At 69.2% G+C, this 24,005-nt stretch carries 26 protein-coding genes and 1 pseudogene; 19 read left to right on the top strand and 8 right to left on the bottom strand.

All coding sequences use genetic code 11. The features are described from left to right. Positions 1-81: 81 nt before the first annotated feature. A complete protein-coding gene (locus OOK40_RS18430) occupies positions 82-924 on the bottom strand; it encodes a MerR family transcriptional regulator (RefSeq protein ID WP_266482729.1) in 843 nt (280 codons plus the stop codon). Between the two features lie 6 nt (positions 925-930). On the opposite strand from OOK40_RS18430, the pseudogene OOK40_RS18425 reads away from it, so the two are divergent. The 6 genes and pseudogenes from OOK40_RS18425 to OOK40_RS18400 form a co-directional block, all read left to right on the top strand. Continuing rightward, positions 931-1,136: pseudogene (locus OOK40_RS18425) on the top strand (ATP-binding protein); the annotation flags it as partial. A 75-nt stretch (positions 1,137-1,211) separates the two neighbouring features. Next, on the top strand, positions 1,212-1,613 hold the full coding sequence (locus tag OOK40_RS18420) for a hypothetical protein (protein ID WP_266482726.1): 402 nt from the start codon (positions 1,212-1,214) through the stop codon (positions 1,611-1,613). 203 nt (positions 1,614-1,816) lie between these two features. Continuing rightward, positions 1,817-2,419: a TIGR03086 family metal-binding protein gene (locus tag OOK40_RS18415; RefSeq protein ID WP_266482722.1), complete on the top strand. Its 603-nt coding sequence runs from the start codon at positions 1,817-1,819 to the stop codon at positions 2,417-2,419. 106 nt (positions 2,420-2,525) lie between these two features. Continuing rightward, a complete protein-coding gene (locus OOK40_RS18410) occupies positions 2,526-3,113 on the top strand; it encodes a 3'-5' exoribonuclease (protein ID WP_266482719.1) in 588 nt (195 codons plus the stop codon). 29 nt (positions 3,114-3,142) lie between these two features. Further along, entirely contained in the window at positions 3,143-3,964 is an 822-nt protein-coding gene (locus OOK40_RS18405) for a chitosanase (RefSeq protein WP_266484411.1), read from the top strand. Positions 3,965-4,160: 196 nt separating this feature from the next. Then, positions 4,161-5,018: a chitosanase gene (locus OOK40_RS18400; protein WP_266482717.1), complete on the top strand. Its 858-nt coding sequence runs from the start codon at positions 4,161-4,163 to the stop codon at positions 5,016-5,018. Between the two features lie 67 nt (positions 5,019-5,085). Here the strand turns inward: OOK40_RS18400 and OOK40_RS18395 are convergent, their stop codons facing one another. The 5 genes from OOK40_RS18395 to uraD form a co-directional block, all read right to left on the bottom strand. Continuing rightward, complete coding sequence (locus OOK40_RS18395) at positions 5,086-6,525, bottom strand: nucleobase:cation symporter-2 family protein (RefSeq protein ID WP_266482715.1); 1,440 nt, start codon at positions 6,523-6,525, stop codon at positions 5,086-5,088. A 232-nt stretch (positions 6,526-6,757) separates the two neighbouring features. Further along, entirely contained in the window at positions 6,758-8,134 is a 1,377-nt protein-coding gene (locus OOK40_RS18390; RefSeq protein WP_266482713.1) for an 8-oxoguanine deaminase, read from the bottom strand. Between the two features lie 146 nt (positions 8,135-8,280). Beyond that, a complete protein-coding gene (pucL, locus tag OOK40_RS18385; RefSeq protein ID WP_266482710.1) occupies positions 8,281-9,204 on the bottom strand; it encodes a factor-independent urate hydroxylase in 924 nt (307 codons plus the stop codon). Between the two features lie 5 nt (positions 9,205-9,209). After that, entirely contained in the window at positions 9,210-9,599 is a 390-nt protein-coding gene (gene uraH, locus OOK40_RS18380; protein WP_266482707.1) for a hydroxyisourate hydrolase, read from the bottom strand. After that, the gene (uraD, locus tag OOK40_RS18375) at positions 9,596-10,138 is read right to left on the bottom strand and encodes a 2-oxo-4-hydroxy-4-carboxy-5-ureidoimidazoline decarboxylase (protein ID WP_266482705.1); all 543 of its coding nucleotides are present in this window, start codon (positions 10,136-10,138) and stop codon (positions 9,596-9,598) included. The genes uraH and uraD overlap by 4 nt, the downstream gene beginning before the upstream one ends. Before the next feature lie 441 nt (positions 10,139-10,579). Here uraD and OOK40_RS18370 point away from each other — a divergent pair, with 441 nt between their 5' ends. Beyond that, complete coding sequence (locus OOK40_RS18370; RefSeq protein WP_266482702.1) at positions 10,580-10,873, top strand: hypothetical protein; 294 nt, start codon at positions 10,580-10,582, stop codon at positions 10,871-10,873. Positions 10,874-10,906: 33 nt separating this feature from the next. Here the strand turns inward: OOK40_RS18370 and OOK40_RS18365 are convergent, their stop codons facing one another. Together OOK40_RS18365 and OOK40_RS18360 are read right to left on the bottom strand one after the other, a co-directional pair. Continuing rightward, complete coding sequence (locus OOK40_RS18365) at positions 10,907-11,290, bottom strand: helix-turn-helix domain-containing protein (RefSeq protein ID WP_266482699.1); 384 nt, start codon at positions 11,288-11,290, stop codon at positions 10,907-10,909. Next, positions 11,287-11,535, bottom strand: a complete 249-nt coding sequence (locus OOK40_RS18360; protein ID WP_266484407.1) for a hypothetical protein — start codon at positions 11,533-11,535, stop codon at positions 11,287-11,289. The genes OOK40_RS18365 and OOK40_RS18360 overlap by 4 nt, the downstream gene beginning before the upstream one ends. Positions 11,536-11,704: 169 nt before the next feature. Here OOK40_RS18360 and OOK40_RS18355 point away from each other — a divergent pair, with 169 nt between their 5' ends. The 12 genes from OOK40_RS18355 to OOK40_RS18300 all read left to right on the top strand — a co-directional run bounded on the left by OOK40_RS18355 (position 11,705) and on the right by OOK40_RS18300 (position 23,993). After that, on the top strand, positions 11,705-12,754 hold the full coding sequence (locus OOK40_RS18355; RefSeq protein WP_266482695.1) for a lytic transglycosylase domain-containing protein: 1,050 nt from the start codon (positions 11,705-11,707) through the stop codon (positions 12,752-12,754). A 57-nt stretch (positions 12,755-12,811) separates the two neighbouring features. After that, positions 12,812-13,864, top strand: coding sequence for an RNA polymerase sigma factor (locus tag OOK40_RS18350; RefSeq protein ID WP_266482692.1), 1,053 nt, complete (start codon positions 12,812-12,814; stop codon positions 13,862-13,864). 100 nt (positions 13,865-13,964) lie between these two features. Further along, positions 13,965-14,924 carry an ABC transporter ATP-binding protein gene (locus tag OOK40_RS18345; RefSeq protein ID WP_266482690.1) on the top strand — a complete coding sequence of 320 codons (960 nt, stop codon included), beginning with the start codon at positions 13,965-13,967 and terminating at the stop codon, positions 14,922-14,924. Further along, positions 14,921-15,691, top strand: a complete 771-nt coding sequence (locus OOK40_RS18340) for an ABC transporter permease (RefSeq protein ID WP_266482687.1) — start codon at positions 14,921-14,923, stop codon at positions 15,689-15,691. The genes OOK40_RS18345 and OOK40_RS18340 overlap by 4 nt, the downstream gene beginning before the upstream one ends. Before the next feature lie 2 nt (positions 15,692-15,693). After that, positions 15,694-16,497, top strand: a complete 804-nt coding sequence (locus tag OOK40_RS18335; RefSeq protein ID WP_266482685.1) for an ABC transporter permease — start codon at positions 15,694-15,696, stop codon at positions 16,495-16,497. A 5-nt stretch (positions 16,498-16,502) separates the two neighbouring features. Next, the gene (locus OOK40_RS18330; protein ID WP_266482682.1) at positions 16,503-17,747 is read left to right on the top strand and encodes an MCE family protein; all 1,245 of its coding nucleotides are present in this window, start codon (positions 16,503-16,505) and stop codon (positions 17,745-17,747) included. Further along, a complete protein-coding gene (locus tag OOK40_RS18325) occupies positions 17,744-18,778 on the top strand; it encodes an MCE family protein (RefSeq protein ID WP_266482679.1) in 1,035 nt (344 codons plus the stop codon). Before OOK40_RS18330 ends, OOK40_RS18325 begins: the two co-directional genes overlap by 4 nt. After that, the gene (locus OOK40_RS18320; protein WP_266482676.1) at positions 18,775-19,755 is read left to right on the top strand and encodes an MCE family protein; all 981 of its coding nucleotides are present in this window, start codon (positions 18,775-18,777) and stop codon (positions 19,753-19,755) included. Before OOK40_RS18325 ends, OOK40_RS18320 begins: the two co-directional genes overlap by 4 nt. Continuing rightward, positions 19,752-20,906, top strand: a complete 1,155-nt coding sequence (locus OOK40_RS18315; protein ID WP_266482674.1) for an MCE family protein — start codon at positions 19,752-19,754, stop codon at positions 20,904-20,906. Before OOK40_RS18320 ends, OOK40_RS18315 begins: the two co-directional genes overlap by 4 nt. Further along, on the top strand, positions 20,903-22,177 hold the full coding sequence (locus tag OOK40_RS18310) for an MCE family protein (RefSeq protein ID WP_266482671.1): 1,275 nt from the start codon (positions 20,903-20,905) through the stop codon (positions 22,175-22,177). The genes OOK40_RS18315 and OOK40_RS18310 overlap by 4 nt, the downstream gene beginning before the upstream one ends. Next, entirely contained in the window at positions 22,174-23,445 is a 1,272-nt protein-coding gene (locus OOK40_RS18305; protein WP_266482668.1) for an MCE family protein, read from the top strand. The genes OOK40_RS18310 and OOK40_RS18305 overlap by 4 nt, the downstream gene beginning before the upstream one ends. After that, complete coding sequence (locus tag OOK40_RS18300) at positions 23,418-23,993, top strand: hypothetical protein (protein ID WP_266482666.1); 576 nt, start codon at positions 23,418-23,420, stop codon at positions 23,991-23,993. The genes OOK40_RS18305 and OOK40_RS18300 overlap by 28 nt, the downstream gene beginning before the upstream one ends. The last annotated feature ends 12 nt before the right edge of the window (positions 23,994-24,005 follow it).

Genomic DNA, 24,005 nt, shown 5'->3' with positions numbered 1-24,005 from the left:
CCAGCTGACCCTGCTCCGGTCTGTGTACGGGCGCCCAGTCTCCCGATGCTGCTCGGTACGCAGGGGCCGCAGCTCGTCAGGTCATCCGTCAGCGTTGGTCCCGTCGAGCTCGCAGATTGCCGCGGTGGTTTCCACGCCTTCGTCGTGCAGCAGATGGCGCATACGGGAGATGTCGACGTAGGCGGCCTCGAGGGGATGCGTGACCAGGCGCGAGAGCGCGGTGCCGTACTTGGCCATCGAGCTCTTGCCCGGGATGAATATCGACAGTTCGTCCCGAGCCTCGAAGATCTGCACCTCGATGTCGCCGGGCAGAGCGGCGACCGCTTTCTCGTCCGCCGTGACGGGGACCTTCACCAGCCAGCACGGCCCTTCGCCGGTGAGAATCTGCCTCTTCTGCTCCGGGGTCTCGGCTGCCAAGGCTCGCCAAGGGGGCCCCGACACGACGGCTCCGCACGACACCACGGTCTTGACCACCTCGTGAACGGTCGCGGTGGCGGCGGCATCGGCTGCGTCCCAGTCGAACGGGTGAGGCCCAGCCGTCGGGCCGGGTACCAGCTTCGACACCACGGTCGTCTCGGGTGCGTGGCGCAGGCGGGCCTGCGGCCACAACCTGAAGAGCTCCTGAGCTTCGCTGATCGCCTCGTCCTGGGCCTGCCGCTGGAGCTGCACGTCCGTACTGTGCTGCTGCAACAGGGCGGGTGCCGCGTCCGGCTCGTCGAGAGCACGCCGGACGAGCTTGACGCTCATCCCCGTGCCGCGCAGGACGGTGATCAGCATGGCCTGTTCGACCTGCTCAAACGTGTACGAGCGGTAGCCGGTCTGCTCGTTGACGTCGGCCGGGACGAGCAAACCCTCGGAGTGGTAGAACCGCAGCGTCTGCGGCGACAGGTTGCACATTTCACTGAATTCGCTGATGGACAACATGGCGCCATGTTCGCCCTTACAGCAACTACAAGGTCAAGCGCCGAGGCTGCGTGGCGCAGCGCGCAGCCCGTACGCGGCGCACGGCTCGCACGGCGCCTCGTCTCGCACCATCTCCACGAGTGGGGCCCTCGTACACCACGGCCGCGAACGAGACCGTCACGCTGATCGCCGCCGAGCTGACCGCGAACGCCGTGCAGCACGGCCACGTCCCCGAGCTCGATGTCACGCCCCGGAAGTCGTGACCGCCCCGGATGGCGGATGAATGCCGCTGGTCAGATGCTTGAGGCATGCGGCTGCGACCGAAGGAAAGAAAGTCCGCGCGCCACCACGCACCCGGAACCGTCCGCGTGCACATCGACCCCACGCGGGCAGGTGGCCTCGTCTACGAGACGCTGAGCGCGATCTTCGAGCTTGCCCTTGCGCCGCCCGGGGCGGGTCGGATCGTCTCGGACGGCGGTGGACCGGTGGTGTCCGCCTTGCCCTTCGACGTAGGCAGGCAGCGCCCCCTCCACGAAGCGGTTCTGCTCTCCGAAGCCGTCCACGCGCTCGTCTACGGTCACCCGAAGGACGTCGAGCGGCTCGTTTCGGGCCTCCAGGAGCACTTCACGGTGGAGGACAAGGGGTCCCGCGAGCCGGGCCACGGGGAGCAAGTGCGCGAGCTGGTGATCGGGCCCAGCCAGGGCGGCTGACGGCCGACACGGGCAGCCTGCCGCCCGACCGCGTCGCCGAGGAGCTCGGCAGGGCCGGGCTGGTGGAGACTGTCAGGCTGGTCCGCGAGCCCGACGCGCACGAGCCCACTCCGCAGGCCTTCCTCATGGCCCGCAAGCCGGGCTCCCAGTCGGGGAGGTCCGGTCGGCGATGAGTTTTGGCGGGCGGTGCGGTCTGCCTCTGTATGGACACCACTGCACAGACCGCATTCCCCGACCTCCGCCCCGCCGCCCACGCCGTGGCGCAGCTGATCGACGGCATAGGCGACGAGCGGCTCGGGGATCAGACGCCCTGTCCCAAGTACGCCGTACGGGAGCTGCTCGGCCATCTCGTCGGCCTGTCCACCGCCTTTCGGGACGCCGCTCGGAAGGACCTCGGGCCCACGACCGACACCGACCCGGGCTCCGTCCTGCCGGTGCTCCGCGACGACTGGCGCACGGTGCTCCCCCGGCGACTGGACGAGCTGGCGGAGGCCTGGGACCGGCCGGGCGCATGGGACGGAGCGACCCGGGCGGGCGGCGTCGCCATGCCGGCGGCCGTCGCCGGACGCGTCGCCATCAACGAACTCGTCGTCCACGGCTGGGACTTGGCCCGCGCCACCGGACAGGAGTACCAGCCGTCCGATGCGAGCCTTCAGGTCTCGTACGAGCTGATGCGGCCGGCGGGGGACGACCCGAGCCGGGACGGGATGTTCGGCCCGGTCGTCGCCGTGCCCGATGACGCGCCGCTACTGGACCAAGTCATCGGCTTCAGCGGCCGACGGCCCGGCTGGCGGCCGGGCGACTGACCGGGCGTACGGCCGACGCCTGCCCTGGGCCGGAGCGCGACCGGGGCCGGGCGGCTCGCGGGAAAACCCGATGTGCCGGGAGCAGCGCCGATGCGATGCTCCCGGTATGGCACGTCGTGTGAAACCCAGCCTTTACATCTCCGTCGACATCGAAGCAGATGGCCCGATCCCCGGCCCCTACTCGATGATCAGCTTCGGCGCGGCGGTGGCCGGTCGCCAGGATGCCGAAGGTTACGTACCTCAGGACCCCGAGGCGTACACCTTCTACCGTGAACTGCGCCCCATCAGCGAGGACTTCGTGCCCGAGGCCCTGGCCGTCAGCGGGCTCGACAGGGACCGGCTGATCGCCGAGGGCAGTGAACCGGCCGCCGCGCTGGCCGAGTTCGGCGACTGGGTGCGTGAGGTGAGCGCGGGCGCCCAGCCGGTGATGTGCGGCTATCCGGCCTCGTACGACTGGACCTTTCTGTACTGGTATCTGATCCGCTTCACCGGGGCGAGCCCCTTCGGGCACTCCGGATGCCTGGACATGAAGACCCTGTACGCGACCAAGGCGCACCTCCCGCTGCGTGCCGTCGCCAAGGGCACGATGCCGCGCGAGCTGCTCTCCCGGCGGCGACACACCCATCACGCGCTGGACGACGCGATCGAGCAGGCGGAGCTGTTCAGTAACCTCATGGCGTGGCCGGGGCGCTGACCCCAGGAAGGGGTTGTGCCGTGAAGTCCATGGCCAGGGCGCTGCTCGCGCTGCTGCTGATGTCGCTGTTGACGCTCGCCGCCTGTGCGGGCTCCGGGGACCACGAACCCGCCGCGCCCGTCGGCCTGGACGACCCCGCGAAGAAGGACATCGCGATGCAGCTGGTGTCCAGCGCGGAGAACTCCTCGCTGGACTGGAAGGCCCAGTACAAGTACATCGAGGACATCGACGACGGCCGCGGCTACACCGCCGGAATCATCGGCTTCTGCTCCGGCACCGGCGACATGCTCGCCGTCGTCGAGCGCTATACGAAGGCCCGCCCCAGCAACGTCCTGGCGCCGTTCCTGCCCGCGCTGCGCTCGGTCAAGGGCAGCGATTCCCACAAGGGCCTCGGGCAGCACTTCACCGACGCATGGGCGCGCGCCGCCGTCTCGGACCCGGCGTTCCGTGCCGCGCAGGACGCCGAGCGGGACAGGCTGTACTTCTCGCCCGCGCTGCGCCAGGCCGAGCTCGACGGGCTGGGCGCGCTGGGGCAGTTCATCTACTTCGACGCCTATGTGATGCACGGGTCGGGCGACAGCGAGGGGTCGGTCGGCTTCCGCACCATGCGCGAGCAGGCCGTGCGGACCGCGAAGCCGCCCGCGAGCGGCGGCGACGAGAAGGCGTATCTGAATGCCTTCCTGGACGCGCGCGTCGAGGCGATCGGCCGCGAGCCCTCGCACACGGACACGAGCCGCATCGAGACGGCCCAGCGCGTTTTCGTCGACAAGAACAACTTCGACCTCGACACGCCGCTGGAGTGGAAGGTCTACGGCGACAGCTACCGCATCGGCCGTATCGACGCGGAGTAGGGATGCGACTCGCCGTGGGTGGCGGTCGCGACGATCACCATCCCGCGGCAGGACATCGGCGGCGTCCTCGACCGAGCTCCCGGTCCTTGTTTCCGCCCAACCACCGTACGGCGAAAGGGGTGTACGTCACTTCCCCACTCTGATAGGAAAGCTTCCTAACAGAACACCGGAACGACGAACTCCCTATGGAGGCAAGGTGCTCACCCCCCACGTACGCGCCCCACGTCCGCTCAGGTTCCTCCCCCGCATCGCCCTCGGCGTGGCACTTCTCGCAGTGCCGGCCACCGCCGTCGCGGCCACGTCCGACGACTCCACCGAGGTGTCAGCGGCCCCCGCCCCGGCCGCCATCGGCCTCGACGACCCGGCGAAGAAGGAGATCGCCATGCAGATCGTCTCCAGCGCGGAGAACTCCTCGCTGGACTGGAAGGCCCAGTACAAGTACATCGAGGACATCGACGACGGCCGCGGTTACACCGCCGGAATCATCGGCTTCTGCTCCGGCACCGGCGACATGCTGGACCTGGTCGAGCTCTACACCGACCGCAAGCCCGGGAACGTACTGGCCAAGTACCTGCCCGCGCTGCGCGAGGTCGACGGCAGCGACTCGCACGAAGGGCTCGACCCGGACTTCACCAAGGACTGGAAGAAGGCGGCCCAGGACTCGGAGTTCAAGAAGGCCCAGAACGACGAGCGCGACCGGGTCTACTTCAACCCCGCGGTCAAGCGCGGCAAGCAGGACGGCATCGGCGTCCTCGGCCAGTTCATCTACTACGACGCGATCGTGATGCACGGCGACGGCGGCGACTCCACCAGCTTCAGCAGTATCCGCAAGAAGGCCCTCGCCAAAGCCAAGCCGCCCGCTCAGGGCGGCGACGAGAAGTCGTATCTGAATGCCTTCCTCGACGCGCGGGTCTGGGCGATGAAGCAGGAGGAGGCGCACGAGGACACCAGCCGGGTCGACACGGCCCAGCGCGTCTTCGTCAGGAAGAACAACTTCAACCTCAACACGCCGCTCGACTGGAAGGTGTACGGCGAAAGCTTCCACATCGACTGACGCGTCGAGTGCTATGGCAAAGCCGGAGGGCCGGGTGTCCGCGCGGACACCCGGCCCTCCGTGCGCGTCAGTGGACCGCGACCGCCTCGTGGCCGGTCGGGGTGGTCGCCGAGCTCTGCGAACTCCTCTTCCTCCCCAGGTGGTTGAAGGCGAGGTTGAGGACGATCGCCACGATGCACCCGGTGGAGATTCCCGAGTCGAGGACGACGAGCGCGTCCTTGGGGAAGGCGTGGTAGAACTCCGGCGCGGCGATCGGGATCAGCCCGACGCCGACGGAGGCCGCGACGATCAGCGCGTTCTCGCCCTTCTCCAGGGCCGCCGAGGCCAGCGTCTGGATGCCGCTGGCGGCGACCGAGCCGAAGAGCACGATGCCCGCGCCGCCGAGGACCGGCAGCGGGACCAGCGCGATCACGGAGGCGGCGACCGGGCACAACCCCAGCACGATCAGGATGCCGCCGCCCGCGGCGACGACGAACCGGCTGCGGACCTTGGTCATCGCGACCAGGCCGATGTTCTGGGCGAAGGCGCTGCACATGAAGCCGTTGAACAGGGGGCTGATCGCGCTGCCGAGGGTGTCGGCGCGCAGACCGCCCTCGATGGTCCGCTCGTCCGCCGGCCGGTCGACGATCTTGCCGAGGGCGAGCATGTCGGCCGTGGACTCGGTCATGCAGACCAGCATCACGATGCACATCGAGACGATCGCGGCGATCTCGAACTGGGGGGCACCGAAGTGGAACGGCGTCGGGAAGCCGACAACGTCCGCGTTCTTGATGGCGTCGAGGCTGGTCATCCCCATCGGGACGGCGATGACCGTGCCGACGACAAGACCGAGCAGGATGGCGATCTGCTGCAGGAACCCGCGCAGGAATTTACGCAGGGCGAGCACGATGACCAGGGTGAGCGCGGCCAGCCCGATGTTCTTCATCGAACCGTAGTCGGACGCTGTGGAGTTGCCGCCCTGGGACCAGCGGAAGGCGACCGGCAGCAGCGAGAGACCGATCAGGGTGATGACGGTGCCCGTGACGACGGGCGGGAAGAAACGTACGAGCTTCGAGAAGTACGGAGTGAGGACAAAGCCCAGCAGGCTGGCGACGATGATGGCACCGAAGATGACGGTGATGCCGTCGGCTCCCCGGTCCTTGCCGATGGCGATCATCGGCGTCACACCGGCGAAGGAGACTCCGTTGACGAACGGGAGCCTGGCGCCGACCTTCCAGAAGCCGAGGGTCTGAAGGAGGGTGGCTATACCGGCGGTGAAGAGGCTCGCCCCCATCAGGAAGGCGGTCTCCTTGGCGCTGAGGCCCACGGCGGGCCCAACGATCATGGGCGGGGCCACCACGCCCGCGTACATCGCGGCCACATGCTGCAGTCCGCTGGTGAACATTTTCAGAGGGGGCAGGGTCTCATCGACCGGATGCTGTCCCTCCGGTGCTGCGACTGCATCTTCTTCAACTGCTTCTTCTGCTTCTGCGACTGCATCTTTCGGAAACCTGGGCTGTGCGGCCACGGGTGATTCCTCCGGTAGGTATCGCGTCTGGCGATGACGCGGGTGCAGGGAGGTGGTGCGAATGGTGCAGCGGTGAGCCCGGTGCTTCCGGGGTGTGAAGACACGAGTCACCGTCCCGGGGGTTGCGGCACCGATACGCGGTGCCGCACCCCCCGGTCACGGCTGCCATGGACCCCGCTCGGGTCCACGGCCTCCGGTCGAGGGCCGTCCCCCTCGACCGGACTTCTTGTGGTCAGTCCTGCGCGGCGATGCGCGCGAGGCGCTGTGCCTCGTCCCGCGCGGAGCGGGCGATGGCGTCCTCGTCCACCGTGGTCAGGTGGTTGTCCTCGACGACGGTCTTGCCGTTGACGAGGGAGAGCGTCACCGGGGCGGCCGCGCCGAAGACGAGCGCGATGACCGGGTCGGCGATGGAGGAGTGGGCGAGCGTGTCCAGCTTCCACAGCACCAGGTCGGCGAGCTTGCCGGCCTCGATGGAGCCGATCTGGTCGGCGCGGCCGAGGACCTGGGCGCCGCCGTACGTACCGAGGCGCAGGGCCTGGCGGGCGTTCAGCGCCGCCTCGCGGTGGGGGCCGAGCCGGTTGATGAGGAGCGCGTTGCGCAGCTCGGTGTGGAGTTCGCCCGACTCGTTGGACGCGGTGCCGTCGACGCCGAGGCCGACCGGGACGCCCGCCTTCAGCATGTCGGGAACGCGGGCGATGCCCGCGGCGAGGCGTGCGTTGGAGGACGGGCAGTGCGCGACACCCGTGCCCGTACGGGCGAAGGCGGCGATGTCCGAGTCGTTCATGTGGACGCAGTGGGCCATCCACACGTCCGTGCCGAGCCAGCCGGTCGACTCGAAGTAGTCGGTCGGGCCCTTCCCGAAGAGCTCCTTGCAGAACTCCTCCTCCTCGACGGTCTCCGAGCCGTGCGTGTGCAGCCGTACGCCCTTGCGGCGGGCCAGCTCGGCGCCCTGGCGCATCAGTTCGGTGGATACGGAGAAGGGGGAGCAGGGCGCGACGGCGATCTGCGTCATCGCGTCGAAGGAGGCGTCGTGGTGCTTGTCGATGGTCTCCTCGGTGGCGCCGAGCGCGCCTTCGAGGGTCTCGACGGCGAAGTCCGGCGGCAGTCCGCCGTCCGACGTGCCGCGGTCCATGGAGCCACGGGCGAGGGTGAAGCGGACACCCATCTCGCTCGCCGCGCCGATGATCGCGCCGGACAGGTCTCCGGAGCCCTGCGGATAGACGTAGTGGTGGTCCATGGCGGTGGTGACACCGCCGCGGGCCATCATCGCGAGGGAGCCCTGGGCCGCCGCGCGCGCCATCGGCTCGTCGATCCGCGCCCAGGTCGGGTACAGCGCGACCAGCCAGTTGAACAGGTTGTGGTCGGTGGCCAGACCCCGGGTGATCCACTGGTAGAAGTGGTGGTGCGTGTTGATCAGGCCGGGGGTGATGAGATGGCCGGTGCCGTCGATGCGGCGGACCACGTTCTCCAGGCCTTCGGGGGCCTTGCCCGCTCCCACGGACTCGATCCGGTTGTCCGCGACGACGACGTAACCCGAGGCGTACTCGGTGTCGTTCGCGTCCACGGTCGCGATGGCACAGTTCTCGATGACGATGCGCGAAGCCGCCATGGCGGGTCCTCGTTCTTCCCATTGGTGGAACGGACCCGGGGGTCGAGCGGGGTGACGACCGGATCCGCGGTGCTGTTGTTGCGCAGATGCCCCCGCTCTCCCCCTGAGCCTGACGCCGGCGCACGCGTCGGGGGTACGGCGGTGTACTACAGGTTGGTCATGTCGAGGGGGATCTGCGGCTCGATGCCGTCCCGCAGGACTGTGGCCTCGATCAGACCGTAGGGGCGGTCCGCCGCGAAGTAGACCTCGTTGTCGTTCTTGAGCCCGAACGGTTGGAGGTCCACCAGGAAGTGGTGCTTGTTCGGCAGCGAGAAGCGGATCTCGTCGATCTCGCTGCGGCTGTTGATGATCCGCGAACCCATTTGGTACAGGGTCTGCTGGAGCGAGAGGGAGTACGTCTCCGCGAAGGCCTGGAGCATGTGCTTCCTGGCCTGCTCGTAGGACTTCTCCCAGTTGGGCATGCGCTCCTCGTCCGAGGACCAGGTGTAGCGCCACCTGGCGGACACCTGGGTCGCGAGGATGCGGTCGTGCGCCTCCTGGAGTGTCGTGTACTTGTCCTTGACGTAGCCCCAGAACTCGGAGTTCGTCGAGTTCATCACGACGAGGTCCTTCAGGCCGGAGATGACCTGCCACTTCTCACCGTCGAAGGTGATCTGGGTGACGCGGGTCTCCTGGCCCTTGCGGACGAAGGAGTGCTTGACCTCGTCGGCTCCGATGAACTTGGAGTTGCTGTCCGAGGTCTCGATGCGCTCCCAGGCGTACTCCTCGATGCGGATGCGCGCCTGGTGGATCGGCTCCTGGCTGGTCACGAAGTGCCGGGCCAGGTGGATGCCGAACTGCTCGGCCGACTCGATGCCGTACTCCTTGGCGAACGCGTACACCGTGTTCTTGGTGGTGTCGGTCGGCAGGACGTTGGCGTTGGAGCCGGAGTAGTGGACGTCGTCCATGTCGCCGGAGAGGGCGACGGAGACGTTCAAGTCCTTGATGTGGTGCGTTTCGCCGTCCCGCGTGATCTTGACGACGCGGTTCTCTGCTTTGCCGTACTGGTTCTGGCCGAGAATCGTGGGCATGTCTGCTAGCTCCCTCGGTAAACGGAGTAGCCGAACGGGTTGAGCAGCAGCGGTACGTGGTAGTGCTCGCCCGGCGTGACGGCGAAAGTGATCGTCACCTCGGGGAAGAACGCACCGCTGTCCCTTACGCGGGGGGCGTCCTGCTGCGCCTCGGCTTGCTTCTTGGAGAAGTACTGCTCGACCTCGAAGTCGAGACGTACGTGGGTGGTGCCCTCCGGCAGTGCCGGCAGGTCCTTGCAGCGCCCGTCCGCATCGGTCGCGGATCCGCCGAGCGCCACCCACCCCGCGTCCCAGCCGCTGCGGGCCGCGAGCGAGATGGCGACGCCCTCGGCGGGGCGTCCGACGCTGGTGTCCAGGATGTGCGTGGACACCGAGGCGGTGGTTTCCGTGCTCATGCGCTCTCTTCCTCTACGAGACGGCTCAGCCGGATACGGTTGATCTTGCCCAGTTCGGTGCGGACGATTTCCCGCTCCTGCTCGGGCGAGTTCCCGATCCGCTCACGGACCGCGTCGCGCATCTGCTCACCGGTCCGGCCGGTGGCGCAGATCAGAAAGACGTGCCCGAACGTGTCCTGGTAGGACAGGTTCAGTTCCAGCATTTCAGCCTTGAGCTCCTCGGAGGCCCCGGACATCCCGCTCTGCTCGCGGGAGGACGTCGGGTCCCCGGGCTTCGGGCGGCCGATCGGCGGGTGCCCCGCCATCGCCTCGGCCAGATCCTCGGCGGTCAGTTCGGCCATGGCGGCGTCACTGGCGTCGAAGAGGGCCTCCGCGGTGGCGTACGGACGCTGGGCGAGCAGCTTGCTCCCCCATGCCGAACTGGCGCACACCTCGTGCAGTGCGGCCAGGGCCGCGCTGTCCTGTGAGGCGTTGAACCGGGCGAGGCCCGCTGGGGGTTCTGGGGCCGCCCCCGGCAAGGGGTGTGGTCCTGAAGTCACGGGAGCCTCCGTGGCTGTTTTTCGCTGTGCGTTGGACGGGCTGCGAGTAGCTAACGCCCTCCGGCAACACGACGTCAACACTTTGTTGAAAACTCGGCAAGGCGCAAGCCGCCGTCCGGACATCCAGAAGGTCCACGGTGGCACAGAACCGCCGGGCGGGCATGGCTGACATGTCCAGCTCATGACGGCGGGCAGGGAGCCGCGCCGGGCATCGTACGGACGGACATTAATAAATGCCGCCCACCGGACCATAAATAGGAACTACCCCTAACGGCCCACATCGCACAGCCCTCACGTAACTTGGCATAGACCAAGGCGTTATGTGGATGTCATCGCAAAACCGGCGCCCAGAAGACGCCGAGCAGGCGGCCGATGCCCGCCCCTGCCACCCCGTAAAGGCAATTCGCCTCTCAGCATGCCCTCACATGGGAGAGAACTGTTGTGAAAGACATCCTGCTGTGGACCGCTCTGATCTTCGGTGCGGTGTGCACCGTACTGGCGGCCATGTCTCCGCCTCCGGCCGGCCGGATGTGGCGCACGGACCTGCAAGAGCTGGAACGCCGCCGACGTCTGAGGGCAGTTCTCGCAGCGCAGACCACTTTCCCCGTGGAACCATTGCCCGCGCCGCCGGCAGCCGAGAACATTCCGTCGCCGGACCAGCAGAATGAAACTCCGTCATGGAGTTCCTGCAAATGCCTTGAGTGGAAACCGGAAGAGATGCACGCGAATTTGTAGGACGGTCGGCTCCCGGGGGAAACCGACGGCCGCCTACGGGCTCTCCGCCCGCGTCTTTGTTTCCCGGTTCAGGTAGTTGTAGACGGTGAATCGGCTGACGCCGAGCGCACCGGCCACCGTCTCCACACCGTGCCGTACCGAGAACGCGCCGCGCGCCTCCAGGGTTCGCACGACGAGCTGCTTGGTCTTGCGGTCCAGCTCAGACAGCGGCATGCCGTGCCGGCGCTCCATGGCGGCCAGGATGTGGTCGAGAGAGTCCGCGAGCTGCGGGAGTCGTACGGCGAGGACCTCCTCGCCCTCCCAGCTGAGTACGACATCGTCCTCGCGGGCCTCACCAGGCGCGAGCAGCTCGCCCCCCATGGCGTCCACGAGCGGCTTGACGGCCTGTGCGAGTGCGTGGTCGGCGGGCTCGGTCATGCCTCGCCCTCCACCACGTTGACCTGCAGCGAGACCCGGGTGGCCCCGGCGGCCAGAGCCTTGCGCAGCAGCATGTCGACCGCGCTCAGCACCTCGTCGGCGCCGCCCTCGGCCGTATTGCCGAAGGGGCCCACATCCACCTTGTCCAGATCCGCGCTCTGGACGACCTCGCGGACGGCCAGCGCGTGCGCCGGCGGCTCGTCCAGGTCGAACGGCTCGGTCGTGAACTCCACTCTCAGTCGCACCATGCCCCCACGTTAGCCGCGCACTTCGGCGCAGTCGTCGGCCTCCCGGGCCGGAACAGCTCCCGAAAAGCTCCGGAAAAGGTACGACACGTCGCGACGGACGGACGCCGCTGCCGCGTAGAGCAGGTGAACGGGGCGCAGAGCAGCGGTACTGGGAGGGGTCTGCATCATGACAGGGCGCAAGCGCAGAGGTGTCCACGCGAGCGTGGTCGTCACGGCGGCCATGGCGGCACTGACCGCATCACAGGCACCGGGAACGGCGGCGCACGCACCGGCCCCGAGGGTTCGCCCGGTACCGCCCGGGCCGAGCGTCTCCGGAGACACCCCGTACCGCACCGAGCTTCCACCCCTGCGGGCGCGCGGCGCGGCACACGACACCGAGAGCGGCGCACCGGTCGGCGGGGCGCTGCCCGCCACCGTCCTGGCCGCCTACCGGCAGGCCGAGGACGAGCTCGCGGACAGCAGGCCGGGGTGCCGTCTGCGCTGGCAGCTGCTCGCCGCGATCGGGCAGGTCGAGTCCGGGCAGGCGCGCGGCGGCCGGGTGCGGGCGGACGGCACGACGCTCACCCCGATCCTCGGCCCGCGTCTGGACGGCAAGGGGTTCGCCGTCATCAGGGACACCGACGGCGGGCTGTACGACGGGGACTCCTCGTACGACCGTGCTGTCGGCCCGATGCAGTTCATCCCCTCGACCTGGGACGTCTGGGGCGCCGACGGCAACCGCGACGGACACAGCGATCCGGGCAACATCTACGACGCGGCGCTCGCGGCGGGGCACTACCTGTGCGCGGGCGGGCGCGATCTCTCCCGGGCGGCGGACCTGGACCGCGCGATTCTCGGCTACAACCGCTCCGGTGCGTATCTGCGCACGGTCAGGGCGTGGTTCACGTACTACCTCGAAGGCCACCGGGTCGTGCCGGACCAGGGTGCCGGACCGGCGGTCCGCCCGAAGCCGAAGGCCCCCACGCAACCACGGCCGGCTGCGTCCGCGGCGGCTCCCGCCCACCCGGCGGGCGCGTCCGCAGCGCCCAACTCCTCGCCCACGCCCGCCCCTTCACCCTCGCCGTCGAAGAGCGGCGGACCCGCCACGGTGCCCTCGTTGCCGCTGCCGACGGTCCCGAACCCCATCGGCGAGCTGCCCGGGCTCGGCGGGCTGACCAGCAACGGAACGGAATCGATGCGCGCCTCCCCCTCCACAAGCCCGGATACCGGGCGGTAATCTCCCCCGCGCCGGGCCTCTGCACCTGCCCGGCCGGGTGAGCGCGAAGGGGCCCTCATGGCGACGGACACAGACGAGGCCGACGACCGGTGGCAGCGCGCCTGGAGCCACCGCGAGCAGCTGCTCAAGGTGGCCCGGCGCAGGTCCATGAGTCTGGAGGACGCCGAGGACGCCGTACACGAGGCGATGCTGCGCGCCGCCGAGCACCCGGAACTGGACGACGAGCGGCTCGGCGCATGGCTGACGACGGTGACGATGCGGCTGTGCGTGGACCGCTACCGGCAGGTCAACCGGGAGAGCGAGGTGCGCAGCCAGCCGACGCTCCTGACACCGGTCCCGGTGCCGGTCGAGGAGGCGGTCTGCGACCGCGCCGAGGCCCGATGGCTCGCGGTACGGAGCGGTGAGCTGCCCGCCCGCCAGGCCGAGGCCCTGTGGCTGAAGTCCGAGGACCTGGATGTGGGCCAGGTCGCCGTGAAGATGGGGCTGAGCTACCGGACGGTCGAGTCGCTGCTTGCGCGGGCGCGTCGGACCCTGCGCCATTCGCTGGCCGCCACGCTGGGCGGCGCCCTGTGGCTGATCGGGCACGGCCGCCCGCGCGGCGGGCATGCCCAGGCGATGGTGGTGGCCTCGACGGCGGCAACGCTGGCGTTCGCGGGCCTGATCCTGCTGCCGCACGTCCACGAGAGCGACGGGCCCGGCTCGCCGCGTCCTGCGTCCCCGGCGGTGTCACAGGCAGGGGATGCGCGGGAGTCGGGCGGTGGCCCTGCGCCGACCGCGCCCGCTCCCACCGCCTCGCCGCGGGCCGATACGGACACCGGGCGGCCTTCCGGCGGCCCCTTGCTCACGTCCCTGCCGGGGGTTTCGCTGCCCCCTCTGCCGCCGCTGCCGCTGACCGCTCCGGCGGTTCCGGACGTCCCGGGGGTGCCCAAGGTGCCGGAGATTCCCCTACCCGGCCTGTCCGGCCTGCCGTCGGCACCCTTGCCGTCCGCGTCCGTGCCGTCCGTGCCATCGACGTCGCTGCCGTCGGCGTCCCTGCCCACGCAGGACCTTCCCACCGGGGACCTTCCCGTGGACATGTCGGACGCCGCGTCGCCCGTTCCTCACCCGTAGGAAACCTCCCGGAAAAATTCTTCGGCCCGCAGCGACGGACCGGCCGCCCCTCCCCGTAGAGCAGATGTCGGAGCTGCTCCACGGCTGAAGGGTGAACCGGATGGGTGTCGAGATCTGTGTGGAAGGACTGACCAAGTCCTTCGGCCACCAGGTCATCTGGCAGGACGTTTCGCTGACGCTGCCCGCCGGCGAGGTCTCGGTGATGCTCGGCCCTTCGGGCACGGGCAAGTCGGTGTTCCTCAAGACGCTCGTCGGGCTGCTCAGGCCCGAACGCGGGTCGATCCGGATCGCGGGAACCGACATCACCGCCCTGCGCGAACACGACCTGTACGAGGTGCGGAAGCTGTTCGGCGTGCTGTTCCAGGACGGCGCGCTGTTCGGGTCCATGAACCTCTACGACAACATCGCCTTCCCGCTGCGTGAGCACACCCGCAAACCGGAGAGCGCGATCAGACGGATCGTGCTCGAGAAGATGGACATGGTCGGCCTGATCGGCGCCGAGGAGAAGCTGCCCGGCGAGATATCCGGCGGGATGCGCAAACGGGCGGGACTCGCCCGGGCGCTGGTGCTCGATCCGGAGATCATCCTCTTCGACGAGCCGGACTCGGGGCTCGACCCGGTCCGGGTGGCCTATCTCAACCAGCTGATCGTCGACCTCAACGCGCAGATCGACGCGACCTTTCTGATCGTCACCCACGACATCGCCTCCGCACGGCAGGTCCCGGACAACATCGGGCTGCTCTTCCGCCGCGAACTGGTGATGTTCGGCCCCCGGGAGAAGCTGCTGACCAGCGAGGAGCCGGTGGTACGGCAGTTCCTCAACGGCCGGATGCAAGGTCCGATCGGCATGGCCGAGGAGAAGGACGCGGCCCAGGTCGAGCAGGAGCTGGCACAGCTCGGCGATGCCGCCGACCCCGTACCGCAAGGCCTGCCCGAGCTGACGCCGCGCCTTCTGCCCACCGCGGGGATCACCCGTCCGCCGCGCTGGGAGGCGATCGCCGAGCGCGAGGCGCTGCGACAGATGCGTGCCGCGGTGCGCGGAAGGGGGGCGGACGTATGAGCCTGTCGCCCACCGGAGCCCTCAGGCACACGGGCAACCTCTTCGCAATGGGTCTCGACGTCCTGCGGACGATACCCAAACGCCCCTTCCAGGCACGGGAGTTCATCCAGCAGGCCTGGTTCATCGCCAGCGTCACGATCCTGCCGACCGCGCTGGTTTCCATTCCCTTCGGCGCCGTGATCGCGCTGCAGATCGGCAGCCTGACCCGGCAGCTGGGCGCGCAGTCCTTCGCCGGTGCCGCGTCCGTCCTGGCGGTGCTGCGCGAGGCCTCGCCGATCGTGACCGCGCTGCTGATCGCCGGGGCGGGAGGCACCGCGATCTGCGCGGACCTCGGGGCGCGGAAGATCCGCGAGGAGATCGACGCGATGCAGGTGCTGGGCATCGACCCCATCCACCGGCTCGTCGTACCGCGGGTGCTGGCGACGATGCTGGTGGCGGTGCTGCTCAACGGGCTGGTCTCGGTCGTCGGCGTGGCCGGCGGCTACTTCTTCAACGTGGTCCTGCAGAACGGCACACCCGGCGCCTATCTCGCCTCCTTCACCACCCTCGCCCAGCTGTCGGACCTGTGGGCGGCCGAGCTGAAGGCCCTGGTGTTCGGCGCCATCGCCGCGATCGTCGCCTCGTACAAGGGGCTCACCGCCAAGGGCGGCCCGAAGGGTGTCGGCGACGCCGTCAACCAGTCGGTCGTGATCACTTTCATGCTGCTGTTCGTCACCAACTTCGTGATGACGGCCGCCTACTTCCAGATCGTGCCGCAGAGGGGATGAGGATGGCGCTCACGCACTGGCTCGATGAACTGGGCACCCAACTGACCTTCTACGGGCGCTCACTGGCATGGACCGGCCGGACCCTGCGCCGCTACAAGAAGGAGACCCTGCGGCTGCTCGCGGAGGTGAGCTTCGGCCGCGGTGCGCTGGCGGTCGTCGGCGGCACGGTCGGTGTCATCGCCTTCCTGTCCTTCTTCACCGGTACCGAGGTCGGCCTGCAGGGCTACGCGGCCCTGAACCAGCTGGGCACGTCGAACTTCGTGGCGTTCCTCTCGGCGTACTTCAACACCCGTGAGATCGCACCGCTGGTGGCGGGTCTCGCCCTGTCCGCGACGGTCGGTGCCGGATTCACCGCGCAGCTCGGCGCGATGCGGATCAGCGAGGAGACCGACGCCCTGGAGGTGATGGGCGTTCCCTCGCTGCCTTTCCTGGTGACCACCCGGATGATCGCCGGCTTTGTCGCCGTGATCCCGCTGTATGTGATCGGGCTGCTGTCCTCGTACTTCGCCGCGCGCACCATCACGACCGGCTACTACGGGCAGTCGACCGGCACCTACGACCACTACTTCCAGCAGTATCTGCCGCCGGTCGATGTGCTGTGGTCCTTCGGCAAGGTGATCGTCTTCGCCGTCGTGATCATCCTTGTGCACTGCTACTACGGCTACTACGCGAGCGGCGGCCCGGCGGGCGTGGGTGTCGCCGTTGGCCGTGCGGTGCGCACCTCGATCGTCGCCATCAACATCCTCGACTTCTTCCTCAGTCTGGCGATCTGGGGCGCCAACACGACCGTACGGATTGCGGGGTAGGGCCGGTGCGGACCGTCCGACTGAAGCTGTACGGCGTCGCCTTCATCGTGGTGATGGGGCTGTTGCTGTCGTTGTCCGTGGCCGTGTACCAGCAGGTGTTCACCTCGGTCGTACGCATCACGCTGGAGGCCGACACGCTGGGCAACCAGCTGGATCCCCGGGCCGACGTCAAGCTGCGCGGGCTGCTGGTCGGCGAGGTGCGCGCGGTGCGGGCCGACGGCAGCAAGGCGACCGTCGACATCGCACTCAAACCGGAGCATGTCGCGCGGATCCCGGCCGATGTGCACGCCCGGCTGCTGCCCAAGACGCTGTTCGGGGAGAAGTTCGTCGAGCTGGTGGCGCCGCGCAGTTCCGGCGTCCGGCCCATCCGCGGCGGTGATGTCATCACGCAGGACCGCACCACGGTCGGTATCGAGGTGCAGCAGTTGCTCAACGACCTGCTGCCGCTGCTGCGCACCGTACGGCCCGCGGAGCTCAACGCCACCCTGTCCGCGTTCGCCACCGCCCTGGAAGGGCGCGGCGATCGCATCGGCGCCAATCTGACCCGCGTCGAAGGGTATTTGCGCGAGCTCAACCCCCATATGCCGTCCATCAAGGAGGACATCGCGCGCTTCGCCGATGTGGCCGAGGTGTACGGCGACGCGGCACCCGATCTGATGCGGATCCTGCGCAACTCCGTCACCACAAGCCGCACGCTCGTCGAGCAGCAGGACCGGCTGGCCGAGGCCCTGAAGGCGACCACCACGGTCGCGGGCACCGCGGAGAAGTTCTTCGACGACAACGGCGACCGGCTGATCACGCTCGGCCGGGTCTCCCGGCCGACCCTGGCGCTGTTCGCCCGCTACTCCCCCGAGTACCCCTGCCTCCTCGACGGCCTGGTGCGCCAGGAGGCGGCATCCGAAAAGGCGTTCGCGGGCGGGGAGATGCGCATCACGCTCGAATTCGTCCGTCCCCGGCCCGCGTACCGACCCGGTGAGGAACCGCGCTATGCAGAGCACTCAGGACCCGACTGCAGAGGTCTGCCCAGCCCCCGTGTCCCGGCACCGGAGGTCCATCTCGACGACGGTACGAAGCGGACGGGCGCGGGCGGGCTGCCCGGCGGAGCCGGGGTGTCGGCGACCGCGGCCGAGCAGCGTGCCGTCGGCTCGCTCGTGGCCCCCGTCCTCGGGGTGCCGGCCGACCGTGTGCCCGCGGTCACGACGCTGCTGTTCGGACCGATGGCCCGCGGAACGGCGGTGAGTGTCGCATGAGGAGGGCACGTGCCACGGCGGCCATGGCGCCGCTGGTCAAGTTCAGTGTGTTCGCCGTGGTGACGGTGCTGGCCACCGCGCTGCTCGCGGCGACCATCGTCAACATCAGCTTTACACCGGAGGACACCTACCGGGCGGTGTTCAGCGATGTCACCAGCCTGGAGGAGGGCGACGACATCAGGGTCGCCGGAGTACGTGTCGGTGAGGTCCGGGACATCGCGATCAAGGACCGCACACTCGCCGAGGTGACGTTCACCGTCGCCCATGACCGGCCGCTGCTGGCGAGCACCGGCGCCGTCATCCGCTACCGGAGCCTGGTTGGCTCGCGCTATGTCGCGCTGACCGAAGGCGCGGGCGACGGCACACGGCTTGAGGCGGGCGGAGTGATCCCGCTGTCCCGGACGAAGCCCGCGCTCGATCTCAACGCTCTGCTCGGCGGGTTCAAGCCGCTGTTCGCGGCGCTGAGCCCCGATGACGTCAACCAGCTCGCCACCGAGATCATCAAGACCCTGCAGGGCGAGGGCGGGACGGTGGGCAGCCTGCTCGCCCACACCGCGTCGCTCACCACGACGATCGCCGACCGCGACGAGCTGATCGGCTCCGTGATCGACAACCTCAACACGGTGCTGGGGACCCTGGACAAGCGCGATGCCCGCTTCTCCGGGCTGCTCAAGCAGCTGCAGCGGCTGATCTCCGGTCTGTCCGCCGACCGCAAGCCGATCGGTGCCTCGCTGGCGGGCATCGACGGGCTGACCGAGGCCACCTCGGGTCTGCTCCAGGACGCCCGGCCGCCGCTGCGTGACGACATCGCCGGGCTGAGAGAGCTCACCGGAACGCTGAACGAGAACGAGAAGACCGTGGAGGGCGTGCTGAAACGGCTGCCGAACAAGCTCAACAAGCTGACGGGGACCGCCTCGTACGGCTCCTGGTTCAACTTCTACCTCTGCGACTTCGACGGCCGGATCGTGCTGCCGAAGACCAAAGAGGTCATCACCCCCGAGCTCCATGTCGCCCGGGCGAGGTGCTCATGATCCCGTTCCGTGAGAGAAATCCTGTGGTGATCGGAGCCGTGGGCGTCACCACGCTCGCGCTGCTGGCACTGGCCGCGTTCAACGCCGACAGCCTGCCGCTGATCGGCGACGGCGAGACCTACAGCGCGGCCTTCTCCGAGGCGGGCGGCCTCAAGCCCGGCGACGAGGTGCGGATCGCGGGGGTCAAGGTGGGCAAGGTCGACGAGGTCGACCTGGACGGTGACCACGTGAAGGTCACCTTCCGGATCAAGGGCGAGCCGGAGTTCGGCACCCGGACCGGGGCCGCCATCAGGGTCAAGACGATCCTGGGCGCGAAGTACCTCGCGCTGCAGCCGAAGGGATCCGGGCAGCTGCGGCCCGGCAGCGAGATCCCGCTCAACCGGACAACTCCGGCGTACGACGTCGTGGCGGCGTTCAGCGATCTGACAACCACCACGGAGAAGGTGGACACCGCCCGGCTGGCGAAGGCGCTCGACACCATCTCCACCACCTTCGAGGATTCGCCCGCCGAGGTACGGGCGTCCATCAAGGGTCTGTCGAAGATCTCCCGGACGGTGGCCTCCCGCGATCAGTCGCTTCGGGAACTCCTCGATCACGCCAACGGGGTCACCGGCGTGCTGAAGGACCGCTCCGACGAGTTCGCCGTACTGGTCAAGGACGGCGACAAACTCTTCAAGGAGATCGCCGCGCGGCGGGCGGCGATCCACTCGCTGCTCAAGAGCTCGGCCGCACTGGGCGTCCAGCTCTCGGGCCTGGTGCAGGACAACCGCAAGCAGATCGGCCCGGCGCTCAAGGGCCTGGGCTCGGTGGTCGCCATGCTCGAACGCAACCAGGCGAGCCTCGACCGCAGCATCAAGCTGCTCGCGCCGTATGTGCGCGTGTTCACCAACACCCTTGGCAACGGGCGGTGGTTCGACAGCTACATCCAGAACATGGTCGCCACTCCGGTGGTTCCGCGGACGGGAGGCTCGCGATGAACGCCCGGCTCGTTTGGAGAGGACGCCTCACCCGGCGCGTGGCACTGGCCCTGGCGTTCGCGCTCGTCGCGGGCACGGCGGCGGTCGTCCTGTGGCCGCGCTCGTCCCCGGTCCATGTCACCGCGTACTTCCCGCGCACCGTCGGCATCCACCCCGGCTCGGACGTGCGCGTCCTCGGCGTCCGCGTCGGCGAGGTCGGGAAGATCACGCCGGAGGGCGGCCGGGTGCGGGTGGAGCTGGAGTACGAGCCCGGTCGCAGGATCCCCGCCGACGCGCAGGCCGCGATCATCAACTCCTCGGTCGTCAGCGACCGTTACGTCCAGCTGCTGCCCGTCTACCGCGGCGGGCCCGCGATGAAGGACGGCGCGGTCATTCCGCTGAGCCGCACGGCCGTGCCGGTCGAGCTGGACCGGGTCTTCGACAGCCTGCATACGACAGCCGAGGCGCTGGGCCCCAAGGGCGCCAACGCGGACGGCTCGCTGTCCCGGCTGCTCGGGGTGAGCGCGGACAACCTCGACGGGCAGGGCGCCAAGCTCCACCAGACGGTCGAGGACCTGTCGCTGGCGGTCACCACCCTGTCCGACGGCAGGCAGGACCTGTTCGGCACCGTACGCAACCTGCAGGTGTTCACCGCGGCGCTGGCCGCCGACGACAGGAACGTGCGGTCGTTCAACGACAGCCTCGCCCAGGTGGCCGACCAGCTCGCCGGCGAACGCAAGGACCTGGCGGCGGCGCTGCGGAATCTGGGGGTTGCGCTCGGCGATGTGTCCGCGTTCGTTCGCGGCAACAAGAAGGCGCTGACCGCCGATGTGAAGGGACTCAGCAAGGTCACCCGAGTGCTGGTCACCCAGCGTGCCGCCCTGGCGGAACTGCTGGAGGTCGCACCGGCCGGGCTCTCCAATCTGCAGAACGCCTACAACCCCTCGTCCGGCACCCTCGACACCCGTAACAACCTGAACCAGTCACAGGATCCGGCCGCGCTGCTGTGCTCGCTGCTGCGGACCACGGGGGACGCGGGCGGCAAGAACCCGGACTGCAAGGAGCTCCGGCAGCTCTTCGACACGCTGCCCCAACTGCCCACCGCCGCACCGGTGTCGGGCACCGGACCGGTCGACCGGACGCTCGGCGGAATCCTGGAGGCCGGTGCATGAGGTTCAGCAGAGTGCTGCGCGGGGGCAGGGCCGCGGCCCTGTGGACGGCGATGGGCTCGGTCGTGCTCACCGGCTGCGAGTTCAACGGCCTGTACGACGTGGGGCTGCCCGGCGGCGCGGCCGACGACGGCAACGCCTACCGGGTCACCGTCGAGTTCCGGGACGTACTCGATCTGGTTCCGCAGTCGGCCGTGAAGGTCAACAACGTCACCGTGGGCGCGGTCGAGAAGGTGGAACTGGCCGGCTGGCACGCCCGGGTGCGGCTGCGGGTCGACGGCAAGGTGAAGCTGCCGGCCAACGCGATCGCCGAGCTGCGCCAGACGAGCATGCTCGGCGAGAAGTACGTGGCGCTGTCCGCCCCGGTGGACAGCGCCCCCGCGGGAAAGCTCGGTGACGGCGACCGGATCCCGCTGTCCCGCAGCGGGCGCAACCCGGAGATCGAGGAGGTGCTGTCCGCGCTGTCGGCGCTGCTCAACGGCGGCGGGGTGGCCCAGCTGAAGACGGTCACCACAGAGCTGAACAAGGCCCTGGAGGGCCGGGAGAACCGGGTGAAGTCCCTGCTGAGCGAGCTCGACACCTTCATCGGCGGCCTCGACGGGCAGCGCAAGGAGATCGTCCGCGCGCTCGAAGGCATCGACCGGCTGGCGGGGCGACTTGCGCGGGAGAAGAAGACCATCGCCACGGCGGTCGACACCATGCCGGGCGCCCTGAAGGTGCTGGCCGACCAGCGCCGCAATCTGACCGCGATGCTCACCTCGCTCTCCAAGCTCGGCACGGCGGGCACCAAGGTGGTCAATGCCTCGCGGGCCGACCTGGTCGCCAATCTGCGCAGTCTGCGGCCGATCCTGGCGCAGTTGAACAAGGCGGGCAGTGATCTGCCGAACGCGCTGGAGCTGCTGACGACGTATCCGTTCCCGCGCAATGTGACGGGCGCGATCAAGGGCGACTACGTCAATCTCAGGATCACCGCGGATCTCGATCTCGCGAGCATCTACGGCAATCTCGCCGAGGAGCCAAAGAAGCCGGGCGCACCGGACAAACCCGGGCTGCCGGACCTGCCCGAGCTGCCCGGCGTACCGCTGCCCACCTCGCTGCCCAAGGTCCCGGGCGCGCCGACGACACCTTCTCCCCCGCCGGTCGACACGGATCCGCTGTGCCCGCCGGTGTGCACCGGCAGTTACGCCGCCTACGGAGGCGGGGACGCCGAACGCTTTCCTGCCGGGGTCTCCCCCGCCCTCGCCGAGCTCATGCTGAAGGGGATGCAGCCGTGATCACTCGTACGGTCAAGGCCCAGTTGCTCGCCTTCGCCACGGTCACCGCCGTCGGGGTGTCGTACGTCGGCGCCCAGTACACGGGCCTGGCGGACATGCTCCTCGACCGCGGTTACACCGTGCGCGCCGAATTCACCGAGTCCGGAGGCGTCTTCCCGGGGGCGGAGGTCACCTATCGCGGGGTGCCGGTCGGCCGCGTCGGTGAGCTGCGGCTTGCGGGTGCCGACGGGGTGCAGGTGATGCTGGACATCGAGGACGGGGTGCGGATACCGGCCGACACGCTGGCGGTGGTGGCGAACCGTTCGGCGGTCGGCGAGCAGTACGTCGACCTCCAGCCGCGGAACAGCGACGGCCCCTCTCTGCGGGACGGCAGCGTGATCGGCCGCGGTGACACCCGGGTGCCGCTGCCCACCACGGATGTCGTGCTGAGTCTGGACCGGCTGGTCAACTCCGTGGGCAAAGAGGATCTGCGGATCACGGTCGACGAGCTCGGCAAGGCCTTCGCCGGAACCGGCCCGCATCTGAGCCGACTTGTCGACTCGGGCAACAGTCTCGTGGAGTCGGCGTCCGCGTCCCTGCCGCAGACCGTCTCGCTGATCGAGGACTCGCGCACGGTTCTCAAGACGCAGGTCGACAAGGGCTCGGCCATCAAGTCCTTCTCGCACGACCTTGCCGCCCTGACCGCCGAGCTGAAATCGAGCGACGGGGATCTGCGCAAGCTGATCGGCTCGGCGGCGCCTGCCGCGCAGGAGCTGAACTCGCTGCTCAAGGCGAACGAGACCCATCTGCCCGTACTGCTGGGAAATCTGATCAGCGGCGGCCAGATCACGGTGGCCCGGCTGCCCGGCGTGGAACAGGCCCTGGTGACCTTCCCGGTGGTCGTCGCGGGCAGCTCCACCGTGATCCCGGGCGACGGCACCACCCACTTCGGGCTGGTCGCGGGAGCCGACGATCCGCCGCCGTGCCGCCAGGGATACGGCACCCAGCGGCGCGACCCGGCGGACACCGCCGAGCGCCCCGCGAACACGGGCGCGCACTGCGCGGCCCCGCGCGGCAGCGCCACCTCGGTCCGCGGCGCACAGAACGTGCCCGGTGCCACGGCTTCGGCGGGGGCCGGCCGGGCGGCGTATGTCACCCCGTACGACCCCGAGACCGGCATCGTGGCCGGTCCGGACGGAACGCTCGTCGAGATCGGCTCGACGGGCGGCGAACAGAGCGTGCTCGGAAAGGACTCGTGGCAATGGCTGCTCGTCGGACCTATGGCATGAACGCGGGCATCCTCACGCGCCTGACGCGCTCGCTGCGCCTGCTCGGCACCAGAACGGCGGCCTCGGCCCGGCAGGGCAGAGCGACGGCGGCGGCCCTCGTGGTGGCGACGGTGGTGACCACGGCGCTGAGCGGCTGGCTCTGCGTCCAGGTGTACGAGCAGCGCGCCGAGGCGCAGCGGCACCAGGAGATACTGGCCGCCGCCCGGCAGTCCGCGCTGAACTTCACCTCGCTGGACTACCGGCACTACGCGCAGGACAGCGAGAACGTGCTGAAGGGCGCCACCGGTGACTTCAAGGAGCAGTTCTCCGCGCAGACGAACGAACTGACGAAGCTGGTCGCGGCCAACAAGTCGGTCTCGCAGGGGCAGGTGCTCGAAGCGGGCATCACGCGTTCCGACGAGCGCACGGCCCGCGTCCTGGTCGTCGCCGACAGCAAGGTGACCAACACCGCCGCGCCGGGGGGCCAGGCCCGCACCTATCGGCTGCAGCTCGATCTCGTACTGGAGCACGGCCGCTGGCTGACCTCCGACGTCGAGTTCGTCGGCTGACGCCGTGCCCGG

Origin of the sequence: Streptomyces sp. NBC_01481 (assembly GCF_026339995.1) — a bacterium.
Taxonomy (GTDB): Bacteria; Actinomycetota; Actinomycetes; order Streptomycetales; family Streptomycetaceae; genus Streptomyces.
Note: the sequence above shows the minus strand (reverse complement) of the source record. Positions and strands in the feature narration are given on the sequence as shown.

Excerpts from the sequence above, each read along its gene's own strand:
- OOK40_RS18405 (WP_266484411.1), top strand. The coding sequence starts at position 3,143 with ATGGCCAGGGCGCTGCTCGCGCTGCTGCTGATGTCGCTGTTGACGCTC.
- OOK40_RS18350 (WP_266482692.1), top strand. The coding sequence starts at position 12,812 with ATGGCGACGGACACAGACGAGGCCGACGACCGGTGGCAGCGCGCCTGG.
- pucL (WP_266482710.1), bottom strand. The coding sequence starts at position 9,204 with ATGCCCACGATTCTCGGCCAGAACCAGTACGGCAAAGCAGAGAACCGC.
- OOK40_RS18340 (WP_266482687.1), top strand. The coding sequence starts at position 14,921 with ATGAGCCTGTCGCCCACCGGAGCCCTCAGGCACACGGGCAACCTCTTC.
- OOK40_RS18315 (WP_266482674.1), top strand. The coding sequence starts at position 19,752 with ATGAACGCCCGGCTCGTTTGGAGAGGACGCCTCACCCGGCGCGTGGCA.
- OOK40_RS18355 (WP_266482695.1), top strand. The coding sequence starts at position 11,705 with ATGACAGGGCGCAAGCGCAGAGGTGTCCACGCGAGCGTGGTCGTCACG.
- OOK40_RS18415 (WP_266482722.1), top strand. The coding sequence starts at position 1,817 with ATGGACACCACTGCACAGACCGCATTCCCCGACCTCCGCCCCGCCGCC.
- OOK40_RS18335 (WP_266482685.1), top strand. The coding sequence starts at position 15,694 with ATGGCGCTCACGCACTGGCTCGATGAACTGGGCACCCAACTGACCTTC.
- OOK40_RS18320 (WP_266482676.1), top strand. The coding sequence starts at position 18,775 with ATGATCCCGTTCCGTGAGAGAAATCCTGTGGTGATCGGAGCCGTGGGC.
- OOK40_RS18300 (WP_266482666.1), top strand. The coding sequence starts at position 23,418 with ATGGCTGCTCGTCGGACCTATGGCATGAACGCGGGCATCCTCACGCGC.
- uraH (WP_266482707.1), bottom strand. The coding sequence starts at position 9,599 with ATGAGCACGGAAACCACCGCCTCGGTGTCCACGCACATCCTGGACACC.
- OOK40_RS18325 (WP_266482679.1), top strand. The coding sequence starts at position 17,744 with ATGAGGAGGGCACGTGCCACGGCGGCCATGGCGCCGCTGGTCAAGTTC.
- OOK40_RS18345 (WP_266482690.1), top strand. The coding sequence starts at position 13,965 with ATGGGTGTCGAGATCTGTGTGGAAGGACTGACCAAGTCCTTCGGCCAC.
- OOK40_RS18365 (WP_266482699.1), bottom strand. The coding sequence starts at position 11,290 with ATGACCGAGCCCGCCGACCACGCACTCGCACAGGCCGTCAAGCCGCTC.
- OOK40_RS18410 (WP_266482719.1), top strand. The coding sequence starts at position 2,526 with ATGGCACGTCGTGTGAAACCCAGCCTTTACATCTCCGTCGACATCGAA.
- OOK40_RS18420 (WP_266482726.1), top strand. The coding sequence starts at position 1,212 with ATGCGGCTGCGACCGAAGGAAAGAAAGTCCGCGCGCCACCACGCACCC.
- OOK40_RS18430 (WP_266482729.1), bottom strand. The coding sequence starts at position 924 with ATGTTGTCCATCAGCGAATTCAGTGAAATGTGCAACCTGTCGCCGCAG.
- OOK40_RS18390 (WP_266482713.1), bottom strand. The coding sequence starts at position 8,134 with ATGGCGGCTTCGCGCATCGTCATCGAGAACTGTGCCATCGCGACCGTG.
- OOK40_RS18310 (WP_266482671.1), top strand. The coding sequence starts at position 20,903 with ATGAGGTTCAGCAGAGTGCTGCGCGGGGGCAGGGCCGCGGCCCTGTGG.